The organism is Microbacterium sp. Y356, from assembly GCF_059445355.1.
On record NZ_JCAIUE010000001.1, the window covers coordinates 1,536,146 to 1,551,315 of the forward strand.

Annotated in this window: 18 protein-coding genes; 14 read left to right on the forward strand and 4 right to left on the reverse strand. The window is 65.0% G+C overall.

The genetic code is table 11. The features are described from left to right. Nucleotides 1–24 precede the first annotated feature (24 nt). Both AC1C2Q_RS07345 and AC1C2Q_RS07350 read left to right on the forward strand, forming a co-directional pair. On the forward strand, nt 25–885 hold the full coding sequence (locus AC1C2Q_RS07345) for a fumarylacetoacetate hydrolase family protein (protein ID WP_495449562.1): 861 nt from the start codon (nt 25–27) through the stop codon (nt 883–885). After that, a complete protein-coding gene (locus tag AC1C2Q_RS07350) occupies nt 882–1,634 on the forward strand; it encodes an SDR family NAD(P)-dependent oxidoreductase (protein ID WP_495430423.1) in 753 nt (250 codons plus the stop codon). Before AC1C2Q_RS07345 ends, AC1C2Q_RS07350 begins: the two co-directional genes overlap by 4 nt. 277 nt (nt 1,635–1,911) lie before the next feature. On the opposite strand, the gene AC1C2Q_RS07355 is transcribed toward AC1C2Q_RS07350, so the two are convergent. Next, the gene (locus tag AC1C2Q_RS07355; protein WP_495449563.1) at nt 1,912–2,790 is read right to left on the reverse strand and encodes an amidohydrolase family protein; all 879 of its coding nucleotides are present in this window, start codon (nt 2,788–2,790) and stop codon (nt 1,912–1,914) included. 47 nt (nt 2,791–2,837) lie between these two features. Between AC1C2Q_RS07355 and AC1C2Q_RS07360 the strand changes: the two genes are divergently transcribed. Further along, nucleotides 2,838–3,524 carry a FadR/GntR family transcriptional regulator gene (locus tag AC1C2Q_RS07360; RefSeq protein ID WP_495449564.1) on the forward strand — a complete coding sequence of 229 codons (687 nt, stop codon included), beginning with the start codon at nt 2,838–2,840 and terminating at the stop codon, nt 3,522–3,524. 51 nt (nt 3,525–3,575) lie between these two features. On the opposite strand, the gene AC1C2Q_RS07365 is transcribed toward AC1C2Q_RS07360, so the two are convergent. After that, the gene (locus AC1C2Q_RS07365; RefSeq protein ID WP_495449565.1) at nt 3,576–4,247 is read right to left on the reverse strand and encodes a transaldolase family protein; all 672 of its coding nucleotides are present in this window, start codon (nt 4,245–4,247) and stop codon (nt 3,576–3,578) included. A 150-nt stretch (nt 4,248–4,397) separates the two neighbouring features. On the opposite strand from AC1C2Q_RS07365, the gene AC1C2Q_RS07370 reads away from it, so the two are divergent. The 7 genes from AC1C2Q_RS07370 to AC1C2Q_RS07400 are packed head-to-tail and all read left to right on the forward strand — an operon-like array spanning nt 4,398 to nt 8,652. Then, nucleotides 4,398–5,360: a ribokinase gene (locus AC1C2Q_RS07370; protein ID WP_495449566.1), complete on the forward strand. Its 963-nt coding sequence runs from the start codon at nt 4,398–4,400 to the stop codon at nt 5,358–5,360. Nucleotides 5,361–5,372: 12 nt separating this feature from the next. Continuing rightward, nucleotides 5,373–5,771: a D-ribose pyranase gene (rbsD, locus tag AC1C2Q_RS07375; RefSeq protein WP_495430428.1), complete on the forward strand. Its 399-nt coding sequence runs from the start codon at nt 5,373–5,375 to the stop codon at nt 5,769–5,771. Then, nucleotides 5,772–6,596 (forward strand): GntR family transcriptional regulator, encoded by an 825-nt coding sequence (locus tag AC1C2Q_RS07380; protein WP_495430429.1) that lies wholly within the window; start codon nt 5,772–5,774, stop codon nt 6,594–6,596. Nucleotides 6,597–6,630: 34 nt separating this feature from the next. After that, nucleotides 6,631–6,816 (forward strand): hypothetical protein, encoded by a 186-nt coding sequence (locus AC1C2Q_RS07385; RefSeq protein ID WP_495449567.1) that lies wholly within the window; start codon nt 6,631–6,633, stop codon nt 6,814–6,816. Then, nucleotides 6,809–7,033 (forward strand): hypothetical protein, encoded by a 225-nt coding sequence (locus tag AC1C2Q_RS07390; RefSeq protein ID WP_495449568.1) that lies wholly within the window; start codon nt 6,809–6,811, stop codon nt 7,031–7,033. The genes AC1C2Q_RS07385 and AC1C2Q_RS07390 overlap by 8 nt, the downstream gene beginning before the upstream one ends. Before the next feature lie 22 nt (nt 7,034–7,055). Continuing rightward, nucleotides 7,056–8,117 carry an L-cysteine desulfhydrase Cds1 gene (gene cds1 / locus AC1C2Q_RS07395; RefSeq protein ID WP_495430432.1) on the forward strand — a complete coding sequence of 354 codons (1,062 nt, stop codon included), beginning with the start codon at nt 7,056–7,058 and terminating at the stop codon, nt 8,115–8,117. A gap of 25 nt (nt 8,118–8,142) precedes the next feature. Then, nucleotides 8,143–8,652, forward strand: a complete 510-nt coding sequence (locus AC1C2Q_RS07400; RefSeq protein ID WP_495449569.1) for a glycine cleavage system transcriptional repressor — start codon at nt 8,143–8,145, stop codon at nt 8,650–8,652. Nucleotides 8,653–8,775: 123 nt separating this feature from the next. Here the strand turns inward: AC1C2Q_RS07400 and AC1C2Q_RS07405 are convergent, their stop codons facing one another. Both AC1C2Q_RS07405 and AC1C2Q_RS07410 read right to left on the reverse strand, forming a co-directional pair. Continuing rightward, a complete protein-coding gene (locus AC1C2Q_RS07405; protein ID WP_495430434.1) occupies nt 8,776–9,789 on the reverse strand; it encodes an aldo/keto reductase family protein in 1,014 nt (337 codons plus the stop codon). Nucleotides 9,790–9,864: 75 nt separating this feature from the next. Further along, nucleotides 9,865–10,551 carry a FadR/GntR family transcriptional regulator gene (locus tag AC1C2Q_RS07410; RefSeq protein ID WP_495430435.1) on the reverse strand — a complete coding sequence of 229 codons (687 nt, stop codon included), beginning with the start codon at nt 10,549–10,551 and terminating at the stop codon, nt 9,865–9,867. A gap of 129 nt (nt 10,552–10,680) precedes the next feature. On the opposite strand from AC1C2Q_RS07410, the gene AC1C2Q_RS07415 reads away from it, so the two are divergent. From AC1C2Q_RS07415 to AC1C2Q_RS07430, 4 genes are read left to right on the forward strand one after another with little or no spacing between them, the layout of a single operon-like run. Continuing rightward, a complete protein-coding gene (locus AC1C2Q_RS07415; RefSeq protein ID WP_495449570.1) occupies nt 10,681–11,901 on the forward strand; it encodes an aminotransferase class V-fold PLP-dependent enzyme in 1,221 nt (406 codons plus the stop codon). 39 nt (nt 11,902–11,940) lie between these two features. Beyond that, on the forward strand, nt 11,941–13,254 hold the full coding sequence (locus tag AC1C2Q_RS07420) for an ABC transporter substrate-binding protein (RefSeq protein WP_495449571.1): 1,314 nt from the start codon (nt 11,941–11,943) through the stop codon (nt 13,252–13,254). A 3-nt stretch (nt 13,255–13,257) separates the two neighbouring features. Further along, nucleotides 13,258–14,208: a carbohydrate ABC transporter permease gene (locus tag AC1C2Q_RS07425; RefSeq protein WP_495449572.1), complete on the forward strand. Its 951-nt coding sequence runs from the start codon at nt 13,258–13,260 to the stop codon at nt 14,206–14,208. Further along, nucleotides 14,205–15,098 carry a carbohydrate ABC transporter permease gene (locus AC1C2Q_RS07430; protein ID WP_495449573.1) on the forward strand — a complete coding sequence of 298 codons (894 nt, stop codon included), beginning with the start codon at nt 14,205–14,207 and terminating at the stop codon, nt 15,096–15,098. Before AC1C2Q_RS07425 ends, AC1C2Q_RS07430 begins: the two co-directional genes overlap by 4 nt. The last annotated feature ends 72 nt before the right edge of the window (nt 15,099–15,170 follow it).

The following is a 15,170-nucleotide window of genomic DNA, read 5'->3' on the forward strand; positions in this document are numbered from 1 at the left end:
GCCCCCTAACGAGGTAGGAGAACTATGAAGTTCGCGCGGCTTGGCGCCCCTGGATCCGAAATTCCCGTCCTGGTTGACGGCGATCGTCACCTCGACCTGCGAACCGTGACATCCGACGTCAACGGGGATTTCCTCTCCGGCGATTTCCGTTCGCGAGTGGCGGCCGCCCTCGCCGCTGGCGAGCTCGAGGAGCTTGAGGGGGCAGCAGATCTGCGCATCGGCGCTCCCATCGCACGACCCAGCGCCGTCATCTGCATCGGCATGAACTACGCCGCGCACGCGGCCGAGTCAGGTTCCGAGCCACCGAAGATTCCGATTCTTTTCTTGAAGACCCCGAACACGGTCGTCGGTCCGAATGATGACGTGACCATCCCCCGCGGCAGTGAGAAGACCGACTGGGAGGTGGAGCTCGGCGTCGTGATCGGCAAGCGTGCCGCCTATCTCGACAGCGTCTCGGAGTCACTCGACCACATCGCCGGCTTCGTCACCGCCAACGACGTCTCTGAGCGTACGTTCCAGATCGAGGTCTCGGGCGGACAGTGGTCGAAGGGCAAGATCGCCGCCGGCTTCAACCCCACCGGCCCCTGGCTGGTCACCCCTGACGAGGTCGATCATCAGAACCTGGACCTGCGCAGCTTCGTAGGCGGTGAGCCCCGTCAGGATTCGAACACCCGTGACATGATCTTCTCGGTCGAGCACATCGTGCACCACCTCTCGCAGTACGTGACGCTCGAGCCCGGCGACCTCATCCTCACCGGCACACCGCAGGGCGTGGCCCTTTCGGGCAAGTTCCCCTACCTGAAGGCCGGCGATGTCGTCGACATCGAAATCGATGGCCTCGGCCACCAGCGGCAGAACTTCGTGGCATGGGAGCCGTCCCGATGAGCGCCACGCTTGAGGGTCTCGTTGCAATCGTCACCGGCGGCGCATCCGGCATCGGCGCGGCGATCGCATCCCGGCTGCACGCTGACGGAGCGCAGATCGCCGTACTCGATCGCGACCCTTCCGGCGCCGACGAGCGCTTCGCCGCGTTCACCGCTGATGTGTCGGATCGCGCCAGCGTGGATGCCGCGGTCGCGGCCGTCGCCGAGAAGTTCGGCCGCATCGACATCGTCGTGAACAACGCCGGTATCGGTGCGGTCGGCGACATCAGCGCGAACGACGACGAAGAGTGGGCACGGGTGCTCTCGGTGAACGTCACCGGCATCGCCCGCGTGACCTCGGCGGCGCTTCCGTGGCTGCGCCAGTCGCCAGCCGCTGCCGTGTGCAACACGGCATCCATCGCTTCGTCGACCGGCCTGCCGCAGCGTGCGCTGTACACCGCGTCCAAGGGTGCGGTCTCCGCTCTCACACGCGCGATGGCCGCGGATCATCTGCGCGAAGGCATCCGCGTCAACGCCGTGAATCCTGGCACCGCAGACACTCCGTGGGTCGGACGCCTGCTCGGCCAAGCCGATGACCCCATGGCTGAGCGCGCGGCGCTCGAGGCCCGTCAGCCGCACGGCCGCCTGGTCAGCCCGGAGGAGGTCGCCGCCGCTGTGGCGTATCTGGTCTCTCCTGGCGCCGGCTCAACGACCGGCACGTTCATCGAGGTCGACGGCGGTATGGCGCAGCTGCGCCTGCGCGCCGAGTAGGCCTGGCCCACGCGGCCTGCGCGAGGGGTCGCAGATCGTCGCATCCACCCACAGATAGCGACCACCAGTGACACCTGCCCCGCCGCAGGTCCGTCCGCGCGGAGCGAGGGGTCGCAGATCGTCGCATCCACCCGCGAGTAGCGGCCATGTGCGACACCTGCCGCGGCCCGCGCTCCGGCCGCGCCCAGCGAGGTGCCACACATCGCCGCATCCACCCGCGAGTAGCGGCCATGTACGACACCCGCCGCGGCCCGCACCGCGCAGGCACACCCGCTGGCTACCCGATCCCGTAGAAGCGCTCCGCGTTGCGGTACAGGATCGCGTCGGTGTCTAGATCGTGAGACGCGGCCCAGGATGCCACGGCACCCGTCCACGCTGCGATGGCAACAGGATCAACGGTCGCGACAGTTCCGGATGCGCGCACCGCGGACACCGGCCAATCGCTGCCGAACATCAGCCGGTCGGGTCCGAATGCGGCGAGCGCGACGTCGAGGAAGGCCACCATCTGTGCTGCATCCCATGCACCGTCGGCCTCGGCGGGCAGCCCGGAAAGTTTGCAGAACACCCGGGAGTGCGCGGCGAGCGCATGCATCCCGTCTGACCATTGCGTCGACGGCGCAGCCGGCGCCTCAGCCGTGCCGACCGAGGGCTTACCGAGGTGATCGAGGACAATCCGCAGCTCAGGCAACTCCTCCGCGAGGGCGACCACGTCTTGTAGCTGCGCCGGCCCCCGCACGCACGCGTCGAACGTCAGATCTCGTTCCGCGAGCGCCAGCACTCCGGCTCGGAACGTGGCCGTACCCGCGAAGCCCACACGTTCGCCCTGCAGCAGGTGGCGCACGCCGACGACGAGCGGCTTCTCAGCCACGGTATCCAAATACTCGATCGTGGCCGCACCGCGATCGAGTCGCGCACCGGCGACGATCCCCCGTACCCCGACGCGCGCAGCCAGCGACGACACCCACTCGACCTCGTCGAGGTATTGTTCCTCAGCGCTGCCAGCCTGAACGAAGATGAAGTCGCGCGTGCCGTCGAGACCGCCAACGGCGACAGCAAGCTCGTCCACAGCAAACCGCGCCCGCAATGGACCCTCGAGCCACGAATACTCGAGACGCTCCGGATCCCACAGGTGCAGATGTGAATCGAGAATGCGCATGCACCCATCCTGCCGGAAACATCGGATCACTGGCTAGGATTGTGGCTATGGCAGTCACTGACGAGGCGATTGAGAAGATCAAGGCGATGATCATGTCCGGGGAGCTCTCCCCCGGAGACCGCCTTCCGCCCGAGAAGGAACTCGCCGAGCGGCTCGGTCTGTCCCGCAATTCCATGCGCGAAGCGGTCAAGGCGCTCGAGGTCATCCGCGTACTCGATGTGCGTCGTGGCGACGGCACCTACGTCACGAGCCTAGAGCCGCATCTGCTGCTGGAGGCCATCTCGTTCGTCGTCGACATGCATGACGACGACTCGATGCTCGAGATCTTCGCTGTGAGGCGGATGCTGGAGTCCCAGGCGACGGGCCTTGCCGCCACGCTCGGCACCCCCGAGGCGCTCGACGCGATGCACCGCGAACTCGAAACTGTCGACGCCGAGGTCACGATCGATGAACTGGTCGAGCACGACATCCGCTTCCACCGCGACATCGTCCGTATGGCCGGTAACTCCTATCTCGCCAGTCTCATCGAAAACCTCAGCAGTCAGACGGTACGCGCACGAGTGTGGCGAGGCCTCACCGAGCAGGGTGCCGTCGAGCGCACGTTGTCGGAGCACCGCGCCATCGCCGAAGCGATCGCCCAGCGCGACCCGAACCTTGCGACTTCCCTCGCCACGGCGCACATCGCCGGCGTTGAGCGTTGGCTTCGTCAGGCCGCGGCCGCGACCGACGCCTGACGCCTGACGCCTGACGCCTGACGACTGACGCCTGACGACTACCGAGGCGGCTCAGGCCCCGATCCGGCCCATGGCGGCGTCGAATTCGACGGCCGAACTGTCGCTGACCTCGTGGAACAGCACCTGGTCAAGCACGTCGGGTGCGGCGGTGAAGTACGGCACGCCGGCCAGCCGCAGCCTGGTGATGTCATCTGCCGAACGCAGACTCGCGGCAAGCACGTTCGTCGCGCTACCTGCACACACCTCCTGCATCTCGGCAATCAGCGCATCACCATCGACACCGGCATCCCTCAGCCGACCGAGATAGGGCGCGATGTACGTCGTCCCGATACTCGCCGCGGCGAGCGCCTGCGCCACCGAGTACACGGCTGTGATGAGAACCGTCGCGCCGTCGGCGACAAGAGCGGATGCCACGGCGAAGCCATCGGTGGTCGCCGGGACCTTCACCGCCACCCGCTCGCCGAACGCGCGGATCATCGCAGCATTGCGTAGAAGCTCAGCGCGGTCAGCACCCCACGTCTGGAAGAAGATCTCCTTCGCGCCCTCAGACTCCCACCGCTCGTATAGATCGGGAATCTCGGCGGCTTTGCGTCCACCACGCTCGAGGATCGTCGGATTGGTGGTCACGCCGTGTACGACTCCGGCATCCAGAAGCCGTGAGACTCGCTCGAGATCGGCACTGTCGACGTACAAGCGCGGGGCAACGGCTGCGACTGCAGACATGTCTTCGACTCCTTAGATGCAACCTGTCGTTACAAGTACAGACTCGGCTAATGTAATGACAGGACTCGGCGAAGTCAAAGAAGACCTCCGCCAAAGAAGACGATGAAGACGACGAAGACGATGAAGCCGAAGAAGAAGATCAGGAGCCCCATGACCGCCTCCCCCACCGACGCGCCCGCTACACCACGCACCGGCGTCGTCATCGTCGGCAGCGTCACCGCAGATGTGACCACCTTCTCCCAACGTCTCCCTGCACGCGGAGAAACCATTCTCGGCGATCAGTTCACAATGATGCTCGGAGGCAAAGGTGCCAACCAGGCAGTCGCCGCAGGACGCGCCGGCGCACACACATCGTTCGTCGGGTGCGTCGGTGACGACCTCTTCCACGACCTGGTCATCGACGGTCTCAGCGAGGCCGGAGTCGACCTCACCCACCTGCGCACGGTCCCTGGCCCCACCGGCATCGCCCACATCCGTGTCGATGCCTCCGCGCAGAACGACATCGTGATGGTGCCGCTCGCCAACGCCGAGTTGAACACCACGCAGATCGACGCAGCACTCGACGCGCTCGCCGCGACGACCTCGGTGCTGCTCACTCAGCTCGAGACGCCATCCGCCCTCACCGCGCACATCACCGCACGCGGACGTGAGCATGGCATGACCGTGATTCTCGACCCGGCCCCTGCCGCCGCGCTGCCCGCAGAAGTGTGGGGCAACATCGACATCGTCACGCCGAACGAGACCGAAGCATCCGTACTCAGCGGCATTGAGGTGAAGGATGCCGCCACCGCCGAGCAGGCCGGGCGCTGGTTCCTCGCCCAGGGCGTCGGTGCAGCGGTCATCACGCTCGCCGAACAAGGGTCATGCGTCGTGACCGCAGACGGCGCCGAGTTCGTTCCGCCGCTGCCAGTCGAGGCCGTCGACACCACCGCCGCTGGCGATGCATACGCTGGCTACCTCGGCGCCGCCCTCGCAAACGGCGCCACACTGCCCGACGCCGTGCGCCTCGCCACTGCCGCCGGCGCGTTGGCCGTCACCAAGCAGGGCGCATCCCCCAGCCTTCCCCTCCGCCGCGACGTCGATGCCTTTCTGGCATCCCGCGCTTCCGTCTGATCAGGAGTTCGCATGCGTAAGACCTCGACCACGATCAACCCGGCCCTCTCGCGCGTCATCAGCGAGACCGGGCACACTGACCTCATCGTCGTGACGGATGCCGGGCTCCCGATTCCTCCCGGCTCCGAGCGGATCGACCTTGCCTATCGTCCCGGCGCACCCGCGTTCTTCGACGTGCTCGACACAGTGCTTGCCGAGATGGTCGTCGAAGGCGCGACGGTATCCGCCGAGATCGCTGAGAAGAGCCCCGAGGTACTCACGGCCCTCCGCGAACGGCTGCCAGAAATCGAGATCGAGCTCGTACCGCACGTGGAGTTCAAGAAGCGCACCCACGAGGCTCGCGCCTTCGTGCGCTCCGGTGAGTTCACCCCCTATGCCAACGTCATCCTGCACGCGGGGGTGGCGTTCTAGATGGCCACAAACCAGACTGCGGACGACACGATCGATCGACACTCTGCCGCTCCGATGTACGACCAACTGCGTCAGCTGATCATCGAGGGCATCGCCCGCGACGGACTGATGCCCGGCGACCCGCTTCCCGGCGAGCACCGGCTCTGTGAGCGGTACGGCATCTCGCGCACGGTCGTTCGTCAGGCACTCGCGCAACTGGAGCATGAAGGGCTGGTCGAGCGAGTCAAGGGAAAGGGTACTTTCGTCTCACGTCCGCGCACGGCCGAGTCGCTGGTGCACACGCTGATCGGACTCTACGACGACGTCGAACGACGTGGTGGTCACGTACACAGCGACATCCTGCGCCATGAACACGAAGATGCCGATGCCGACGTCGCCGAGGCCCTCGAAATTCCGGTGGGCTCCCCCGTCATCGCGCTCGAGCGTCTCCGTCACGTGGACGGCCAACCGTGGTCATATTCAACGACGTGGATGCCGGATGCCATCGGCACTGTCACGCTCGGCGTCGATCTGTCCGAAGCATCCCTCTACCGCGTACTCGCCGAGCACGGGATACAGGCGACTGACGGCGTGCGCTCGGCCGAGGCTACGGTCGCGACACATGACCAGGCGCAGCATTTGGACGTCAGCGCGGGGTCGGCCCTCCTGCGACTGCGCAGCATCAGCCGGGATGCCACCGGCACTCCGATCGAGTACTTCATCGCGTTGCACCGTGGCGATCGCTCACGATTCGAATTCCAGCTGCGTCAAGAGCAATCGCAGGCTTCGCTGCTGCACATCGACGGCCGCGGCGGCACGTCGCGCGCGGGTACAGTCTCTCTCTGAAGGTGATGACTGCCCCTCAGAGAGAGCTGCCGACATGAACAGTGCCGCGATCTGGGGCGTGGATGAGAACCGCGCACTGGAATATGCTGACCGGATGACCCACCTCGAGGACCTGCCGTCGTCTGAGCAGCCGCGGTGCTCCGATATCCAGATCACGCTGAGCGACCGGACCTTCCGATACGACGGCGACACCGGCGAAGGCGGCTACTCCGATGAGTGACGAACGGAATGAGAAGCATCCAGGTCCGCCCAGCGGGCCTACCCCTGCGCTGATCGATCTCACGGGTCGTGCCGCACCGGCGCCTGGCCCGCTGACCAAGCCTTCACCGACGATTCGTCCCCTCAAGCGCCGTCCGCGCTGGGTCGTGCCACTCGTGATGGCGGTCGTACTGGTTGCACTCGCCGGCGGCGCCGTCGCCTTGTACTTGGCACTATGAGCGCGCAGCTACGCTCGATTGCATGACCTCCTGGACCAGCAACGCCATCGCACTGCTGGAAGCAGACGCCAACCGCAGCGCCGACACACACCTGCACGTCTTCCCGCTGCCGCCCGAGTGGGGCATCGACCTCTATTTGAAGGATGAGTCGGTGCATCCGACCGGATCCCTCAAACATCGACTCGCCCGATCACTGCTGCTCTATGGCCTCGTCAACGGACGCATCCACGAGGGGACGACGCTGGTCGAAGCATCCAGCGGTTCGACTGCGGTGTCCGAGGCATACTTCGCACGGATGCTGGGACTGCCGTTCGTCACCGTCGTGCCGCGGTCGACGAGCCAAGAGAAGATCGACCTGATCGAGTTCTACGGGGGCCGCTGCCAATTCGTCGATCGGGCTCCCGAGATGTACCCGGAGGCGGAGCGTCTGGCCGCCGAGTGCAGCGGACACTACCTCGACCAGTTCTCATACGCCGAACGGGCCACTGACTGGCGCGGCAACAACAACATCGCCGAGAGCGTGTTCAGCCAGCTGTCCCGAGAGCGGCACCCGATTCCGGACTGGATCGTGGTCGGAGCCGGCACCGGCGGCACCAGCGCCACTTTCGGTCGCTACGTGCGGTACCGCCAGCATCCGACGCGCGTCGCGGTCGTCGATCCAGAGGGCTCGGCGTTCTTCGGCGGCTGGAGCACCGGCGCCGCCGACTACACCACCGGCACTCCCAGCCGCATCGAAGGCATCGGTCGGCCGCGCGTTGAGCCGTCATTCGTGCCGGGTGTCATCGATGAAATGCTGCAGATTCCGGATGCGGCGTCCATCGCAGCCATCCGTCTGTTGAAGGACCGAACGCTGCACTGGGCCGGCGGATCGACCGGCACGAATCTGGTCGGGGCGTTCCAGCTCATCGCCCGAATGCGCGCGGCGGGCCGCAAGGGCAGCGTCGTCACGCTCATCTGCGACGGCGGCGCACGGTACGCCGGCACGTACTACTCGGATGATTGGGTCGCGGCGCAGGGCTGGGATCTCGCCCCGCATCGCGCCCAGATGGACGACTTCCTCGAGACCGGAGTTTGGGACAGCTGACCCCGCTGCGGGCTACGCTGGCGCCATGACAACTCTGATCCTCACCGTCGCCGGATCCGATCGCCCCGGCCTCGTCGCCGCAGTCGCCGATGTCGTCGACGCACACGACGGCAACTGGGAGAACAGCCAGCTGGCCGAGCTCGCCGGTGTGTTCGCCGGAGTCATCCAGGTGTCCGTCACGCCCGATCGGCAGACTGATCTCGAGACGGCGCTGCGCGCGCTCGATGGCTTGCTCACGATCGCGGTACACACCGGGGCGGATGCCCTAGACAGAACTGCATCCCGCCCAGTCACCTTGCAGATCCTCGGCAACGACCGTCCGGGCATTGTGCGCGAGGTCTCCGCGGTGCTGCACGCACACGAACTCAGCATCCACGAGATGACGACCGAGACGAAGGATGCCGCCATGTCGGGCGGCCGACTGTTCGAGGCGACAGTGTCGGCGGCGGTTCCGGCATCCACAGATCTCGATGCCCTGCGCGCAGACCTGGAGCGTCTGACGACAGAGCTCCAGGTCGACATCACGCTGACCTGATCTCGCGCCCCACCACTGCCGCCGAGCCCCCGTCTTGTCGCCGAGCCCCCGTCGTATTGACGTCAATACGACGGGGGCTCGATGCGAAGACGGGGGCTCGGCGAGGAAGAACGGGCGAGAAACTCAGACCAGGCGGGCGCGCGGTGACACCGAGTAAGTGTCCTCGGGGTCGCGGTTGACCGTGTCGCCGAGGGCGGTGTCGATCGCGGCGAGCGTGTCAGCATCGAGAGTGATGCCAGATGCCTTGACCGTGTCGGCGAGCTGCTCTGGTCGGGATGCTCCGACGAGCGCTGCCGCGACATTCTTGTTCTGCAGCACCCACGCGATCGCGAGCTGCGGCATCGTGAGGCCGGCCTGCTCGGCGATGGGCTTGAGCTTCTGCACGGCGGTGAGGATGTCATCCTGCAGGAACCGCTTGATGAAGTCGGCGCCGCTGTGCGGGTCGGTCGCGCGCGACCCTGCCGGCACCGGCTGACCGGGCAGATACTTGCCGCTGAGCACACCCTGCGCCATCGGCGACCAGACGATCTGTGAGATGCCGAGCTCTTCGGATGCCGGCACGACCTTGCCCTCGATCACACGGTGCAGCATCGAGTACTGCGGCTGGTTCGAGATGAGCTGCACGCCGACCTGCTTCGCCAGCGCGTGTCCTTCGCGCAACTGCTCTGCCGTCCACTCTGAAACGCCGATGTACAGCGCCTTGCCCTGACGAACCACATCGGCGAAGGCCTGGAAGGTCTCCTCCAGCGGAGTCTCGTAGTCGAAGCGGTGCGCCTGGTAAAGGTCGACATAGTCGGTGCCGAGGCGCGTGAGCGATCCATTGATGGACTCGAGGATGTGCTTGCGGCTGAGCCCGGTGTCGTTCGCGCCCTTGGGCCCGGTGGGGAAGTAAACCTTCGTGAAGATCTCCAGGCTCTCGCGGCGCTGGCCCTCCAGCGCCTTGCCGAGGATGACCTCCGCCGCGGTGTTCGCGTAGGTGTCAGCCGTGTCGAAGGTGGTAATACCGGCATCCAGCGCCGCATGCACCGTCTTTACTGCAGCGTCGTCTTCGACCTGAGATGCGTGCGTGACCCAGTTGCCGTATGTGATCTCAGAGACCTTGAGACCACTGTTTCCGAGGAAGCGATAGTTGACCATGGTTCAACGCTAGAGCCTCTGAAGATTCCTCGGCGCAAGAATGTCAGATTGTCACAGATATCGGATGCCAGAGGGTCAGGAGCCGACCGGCGGCTGATGCTTGCGCAACCAGAACTCGGTTTGTGCGACATGGCCGGCGGCCGCGGCGGACGCGGCCACCGGATCACGCGCCTCAAGCCCACGAAGAATCGCGCGGTGTCCGGCATCCGACAACATCTTGATCTGCGCAGCATCCTCTGTGGAGAAGATGCGGTAGGCGCGCGAGCGTGCACGCAGCACGTCGAGCAGCGTGGCGAGCGCATCATTTCCCGCGACGTCGGCGATCGCCGAGTGAAACTCATGGTCGAGTTCCGAGAGCGCTTCGTCATCGGACACAGCTTCGAGTTGCACCAGCAGATGATCGAGCCTGGCGATCAGCTCGTCGTCGATGCGGGCGGCCGCGAGGCTCGCCGCATGCGCTTCGAGCGCACGCCGCAGCTCGTACAACTCGATGATCGAGTCCAGTGGCAGCAGCCCGACGGTGAGTCCGAGTCCTTTGATGAGGTCGGCGGCGTGCAACTCCGAGACATAGCTGCCTGATCCGTGCCTCGTGTCGATCACTCCAAGCGCCGAGAGCGTCCGGATCGCCTCACGCAGCGGCCCCCGTGACACTCCGAGCCTCGCGCACAGATCACCCTCGCTGGGTAGTCGGTCCCCTGGCTTCAGATCGCCGTCGGCGATGAGCGCACGCAGCCCGTGCAGTGCTGTCTCCATTGCGCCCATCTGCGCACCTTTCACCTAGTTGTATTACGACTTTGCTAAATCTATGCCCGAACATCGCGTTATTGCCCGTAATGTGACAGCGTTGTACAACAAGTTCCAGGCATCCGATCTTTTTTCGAACGAGGCACCATGCAGCATCCTTCCCCCACTCTTGCACCCGTGCGCCTCGCGTCGGGAATGCGCGCACGGGATGCCTGGCCGCTTGATCCCAAAATCATCCACCTCAATCACGGATCCTTCGGCGCCGTGCCGACCGAAGTGGTGCATCACCAGAATGCCCTACGCGCGCAGGCCGATCGCAACCCTGTCGGCTGGTTTCCACGCATCGCAGAGCATGTCGCCGATGCACGAACGAAGGTGGCACCGTTCCTCGGCGCGCGCACCGAAGACAGCGCCTTCGTGCCGAATGCTTCGGCCGCGGCCACGGTCGTTTACAACAGCCTGCGTCTTGGCATCGATGATGAGATCCTCGTGACGGATCACGGATACGGCGCCATCACGATGGGCGCCGCCCGCCTCGCCCGACGCTTCGGCGCGCACGTACGGGTGGTCAGCATCCCTCTGTTCGCTTCCGCAGATGAGGTCATCGAGCTCTTCCGCCAGGCGATCAGTGAGAGCACCCGCCTGATCGTCGTCGACCAGATCACATCTCCTACGGCGCGGAAGCTGCCGACGGCCGAGATCACCGCGCTCGCCCACGAAAGCGGCATCCGCGTGCTCGTCGACGGAGCGCACGCGCCGGGGCTCATTGCGGATGCAGCCGAAGTCGGCGGCGGCGACTGGTGGTTCGGCAACATGCACAAGTGGTCCTGCGCACCTCGCGGGTCTGCCCTGCTCGTCACGACCGACCCCGACCGCCAGGACCTCTGGCCGCTGATCGACTCCTGGGGTGCCGCTGAACCGTTCCCCGGTCGCTTCGACACTCAGGGAACGGTCGACGCCACCACCTACATCAGCACCCCGGCTGCGATCGAATTCATCGAACGCGAGTACACCTGGGAGCGCACCCGCGAGACCATGCGCGAGCTCGCAGATCACGGCGCGCGCATGATCGCGGATGCTGTGCAGCCTTATGTCGCAGACGACGCGCTCGCGCGTCTGCCGATGCCGGTCGATGCCATGCGACTGATCCGCTTGCCTGATGGCCTCGGCAAGACACGCGAGGAGGCGGATGCTCTGCGCATGACACTCTTCGACCGCGTCGGCGTCGAGACCGCGTTCACGAGTTTCGAGGGGCGCGGGTACTACCGCCTCTCTGTTCACCTCTACACCGAGATCAGCGACTTCGAGGCATACATCGAGCGTTGCATCCCTGAGATTCTGCGCGCCGCAGAGTCCGCGGCAATCTGACCTTCTCACCCGATCGAACAACACAGAAAGAGGTACGTCATGAAACGCACTCGTGTGATGACAGCCGTCGGCATGGGCACAGTCGCCCTGCTGGCGCTCACTGCCTGCTCCGGCGGTGGTTCCGACTCGTCCAGTGACGGCGGCGACGTCGAACTCCAGATGGTCGAGAGCCTGACCAACCCTGCGCGCACCGAACTACTCCGAGGCCTCCTCGACGAGTTCGAGGCAGACAACCCCGGGGTCACGGTGAAGCTGATCTCGCCGCCGACCGAGCAGGCGGACAAGACCATCCAGCAGATGCTGCAGGCCGGGAAGGGCGTAGACGTCCTCGAGGTGCGCGACATCACAGTCGGCCCGTTCTCGAACAACGGTTGGCTGTACGACATGACCGACGATCTGTCGAGCTGGGACGGCTGGGATGCTTTGACCGACAATGCGAAGGCGGCCGCCGAGGGTGACGGCGAGAGCTACTTCGTTCCTTACGGCTTCTACGGCCTGTCGCTGTTCTACCGTACCGACCTCGTCGAGGCGGCCGGCTTCGACGGCCCTCCCGAGAGCTGGGAAGACCTTCTCGAGCAGGCATCCGCCATCCAAGACCCGGCGAACAACACCTACGGTTATGCGTTCCGCGGCGGCCAGAACGGCAACACGAACGTCGTCGCCGCAATCGAGGCCTACGTGATCGATGACCTCGACATCGGCAATGCGTTCCTCCTCGAGGACGGCTCGACGATCTTCTCTGCCGATGAAGCGCAGGATGCCGTCGACGACTACTTCGCGCTGTTCGAACAGGGTTCTCCGCCATCTGCCGTTTCCTGGGGCTACCCCGAGATGGTGGCCGGCTTCACGAACGGTTCCACGGCGTTCCTTCTGCAGGACCCCGAGGTCATCGCGACCGTGCAGGACTCAAACCTGACCGAAGATCAGTGGGACACCGCGCCGCTCCTCGTCGGCCCGACGGGCAAGGCTGCACAGCCGCTCGCCGTCGCCGGCTGGGGAATCGCCGAGGCCAGTGAGCACAAGGATGCCGCCGTAGATCTGGTCGAGTTCCTCTCATCCGCAGAACCTGCCACCGAATTCGCTCAGGCGAACAGCCTCGTCCCGATCATCGCCGCAGCCGCAGACGATGACTTCTACGCGTCAGGTCCGTGGACGAGCTACGTGACGATGACCGACAACCCCGACACCTACGTGAACGTGCAGCAGCCGCGCGGTGTGAGCTGGTGGACGGAGTGGATCCAGAAGTCCGACCAGGATGTGCAGAACGTGCTGCTGGGCAACATGACCAGCACAGAACTGCTCGAGTCGTGGGATGCGTACTGGACAGACAAGTACGCCGCCGAAAAGGACTGATCCATGACGACACTGACGCGTTCGAGGCGCCCCACCGGTGAATCCGGTGGGGCCGTCCCGGCGCGGCCAGGAAAGCGGATGTTCCGTGCCAGGCACGCCTGGACGATCCTCGCCTTCCTGGCCCCGGCGATCCTGTTCGTGTGCTGGTTCACGTACTATCCGATGCTGCAAGGCGTGCGGATGGCTTTCCACGACTGGAATCTGTGGGATCTGACATCCACCCCGTTCGTCGGCTTCGACAACTTCGTGCGCGTCTTCAGCGATCCGGTCTTCCCGACGGTCGCGTGGAACACGGTGTTGTGGGTCGTTGGCTCGCTGGTGCCGCAGTTCATCATCGGGTTCCTCATCGCGCTCGCGCTGCGCAAACGGTTCCGCTTCCGCGGCGTCTACCAGGCGCTGGTGTTCTTCCCCTGGGCAGTATCCGGTTTCCTCATCGGGATGCTGTTCCGCTGGATGTTCAACGCCGAGTTCGGGGTGGTCAACGATCTGCTCATGAAGATCGGCCTCATCGACGCTCCGTTGCCCTGGCTGGCCGACCCCAAGCTGGCGATGCTCGCCGTGATCATCGCCAACATCTGGTACGGAGTGACGTTCTTCGCGATCATGATCCTCGCGGCCCTCCAGTCCGTGCCGGACGAGATGCTGGAGGCTGCGAGCCTCGACGGCGCAGGCAAGGCGCGCCAGCTGTTCTCGGTGATGATCCCCTACATCCGCATGACGCTGCTGCTCACGGTGCTTCTCCGTGTGATCTGGACCTTCAACTTCCCCGACATCATCTGGGCGATGACTGCTGGGGGGCCAGCGAGCCAAACGCACATCATCACCACCTGGATGATTAATTACACCCAGCAGGGCAACTACGGAATCGCGAGCGCGATCGGACTGATCGTCGTCGCCTTCCTGTTCGTGTTCTGCGCGTTCTATCTGCTGACGATGAGAAAGGTGAGCAAATGAGCGCCACCGTGCAGCTGGCACGGCCGTCCGGCACCCGCCGCCCCGCACCCACCCGCAGGCGGCGCAAGGTCACCGTCGGCGGAGTCGTGCGCGCCGTCGGGCTCACCGTCTGGATGCTGCTGACGCTGTTCCCGCTCTACTGGATCACCCTCACCTCGTTCAAGGCTCCATCGACGGTCAACGTGTTCCCCATCGAGTACTGGCCCAGCCAGCCCTCGACGCAGAACTACGCGAATCTGTTTGAGAACAACAGCTTCGGGGTATTCCTGGCGAACTCCGCGATCGTTTCGCTCGTTGCCGGCCTCACCGCGACGCTGATCGCCCTGCTCAGTGCATTCGTGATCTCCCGCTTCGAGTTCCGCAGCAAAGGAGCGGTCCTGATCGCGTTCCTGCTCACCCAGATGATCCCCGCGTTCATCGCCCTGGGCCCGCTGTACTCGATGATGGCGGACCTGAATCTGGTGGACAGCAAGTTCGGCTTGATCCTCGTCTACATCGCCGTATGCATCCCGTTCTCCACGATCATGCTGCGCGGCTTCTTCGAGAACGTCCCCGTGGCGCTCGAAGAGGCGGCGATGATCGACGGATGCTCACGCCTGGGTGCTCTGTTCCGCGTGCTGGTTCCGGTGATGACTCCTGGCATCATCGCCGCGTTCATCTTCAACTTCGTCAACTGTTGGAATGAGCTGTTTCTCTCGGTCGTGTTGATGCACTCCGAGGAGAATCGCACGGTCCCCGCCGCGCTGAACGGCTTTATCTCCACGTTCAACGTGGACTGGGGCTCGATGTCGGCCGCAGCCGTCGTGACGATCCTGCCGACGATGGTGATGTTCGCCCTGGCGAGCCGCTGGATCGTGCAGGGGCTGACATCGGGTGCCGTGAAGGAGTAGCCGTCAAGGAGCACGACACGTCGCGGGGTACCAAGAAGAGGCACCGCGAAAATCCAACCCACCCCACCAAGT

Excerpts from the sequence above, each read along its gene's own strand:
- AC1C2Q_RS07345 (WP_495449562.1), top strand. The coding sequence starts at position 25 with ATGAAGTTCGCGCGGCTTGGCGCCCCTGGATCCGAAATTCCCGTCCTG.
- AC1C2Q_RS07350 (WP_495430423.1), top strand. The coding sequence starts at position 882 with ATGAGCGCCACGCTTGAGGGTCTCGTTGCAATCGTCACCGGCGGCGCA.
- AC1C2Q_RS07355 (WP_495449563.1), bottom strand. The coding sequence starts at position 2,790 with ATGCGCATTCTCGATTCACATCTGCACCTGTGGGATCCGGAGCGTCTC.
- AC1C2Q_RS07360 (WP_495449564.1), top strand. The coding sequence starts at position 2,838 with ATGGCAGTCACTGACGAGGCGATTGAGAAGATCAAGGCGATGATCATG.
- AC1C2Q_RS07365 (WP_495449565.1), bottom strand. The coding sequence starts at position 4,247 with ATGTCTGCAGTCGCAGCCGTTGCCCCGCGCTTGTACGTCGACAGTGCC.
- AC1C2Q_RS07370 (WP_495449566.1), top strand. The coding sequence starts at position 4,398 with ATGACCGCCTCCCCCACCGACGCGCCCGCTACACCACGCACCGGCGTC.
- rbsD (WP_495430428.1), top strand. The coding sequence starts at position 5,373 with ATGCGTAAGACCTCGACCACGATCAACCCGGCCCTCTCGCGCGTCATC.
- AC1C2Q_RS07380 (WP_495430429.1), top strand. The coding sequence starts at position 5,772 with ATGGCCACAAACCAGACTGCGGACGACACGATCGATCGACACTCTGCC.
- AC1C2Q_RS07385 (WP_495449567.1), top strand. The coding sequence starts at position 6,631 with ATGAACAGTGCCGCGATCTGGGGCGTGGATGAGAACCGCGCACTGGAA.
- AC1C2Q_RS07390 (WP_495449568.1), top strand. The coding sequence starts at position 6,809 with ATGAGTGACGAACGGAATGAGAAGCATCCAGGTCCGCCCAGCGGGCCT.
- cds1 (WP_495430432.1), top strand. The coding sequence starts at position 7,056 with ATGACCTCCTGGACCAGCAACGCCATCGCACTGCTGGAAGCAGACGCC.
- AC1C2Q_RS07400 (WP_495449569.1), top strand. The coding sequence starts at position 8,143 with ATGACAACTCTGATCCTCACCGTCGCCGGATCCGATCGCCCCGGCCTC.
- AC1C2Q_RS07405 (WP_495430434.1), bottom strand. The coding sequence starts at position 9,789 with ATGGTCAACTATCGCTTCCTCGGAAACAGTGGTCTCAAGGTCTCTGAG.
- AC1C2Q_RS07410 (WP_495430435.1), bottom strand. The coding sequence starts at position 10,551 with ATGGGCGCAATGGAGACAGCACTGCACGGGCTGCGTGCGCTCATCGCC.
- AC1C2Q_RS07415 (WP_495449570.1), top strand. The coding sequence starts at position 10,681 with ATGCAGCATCCTTCCCCCACTCTTGCACCCGTGCGCCTCGCGTCGGGA.
- AC1C2Q_RS07420 (WP_495449571.1), top strand. The coding sequence starts at position 11,941 with ATGAAACGCACTCGTGTGATGACAGCCGTCGGCATGGGCACAGTCGCC.
- AC1C2Q_RS07425 (WP_495449572.1), top strand. The coding sequence starts at position 13,258 with ATGACGACACTGACGCGTTCGAGGCGCCCCACCGGTGAATCCGGTGGG.
- AC1C2Q_RS07430 (WP_495449573.1), top strand. The coding sequence starts at position 14,205 with ATGAGCGCCACCGTGCAGCTGGCACGGCCGTCCGGCACCCGCCGCCCC.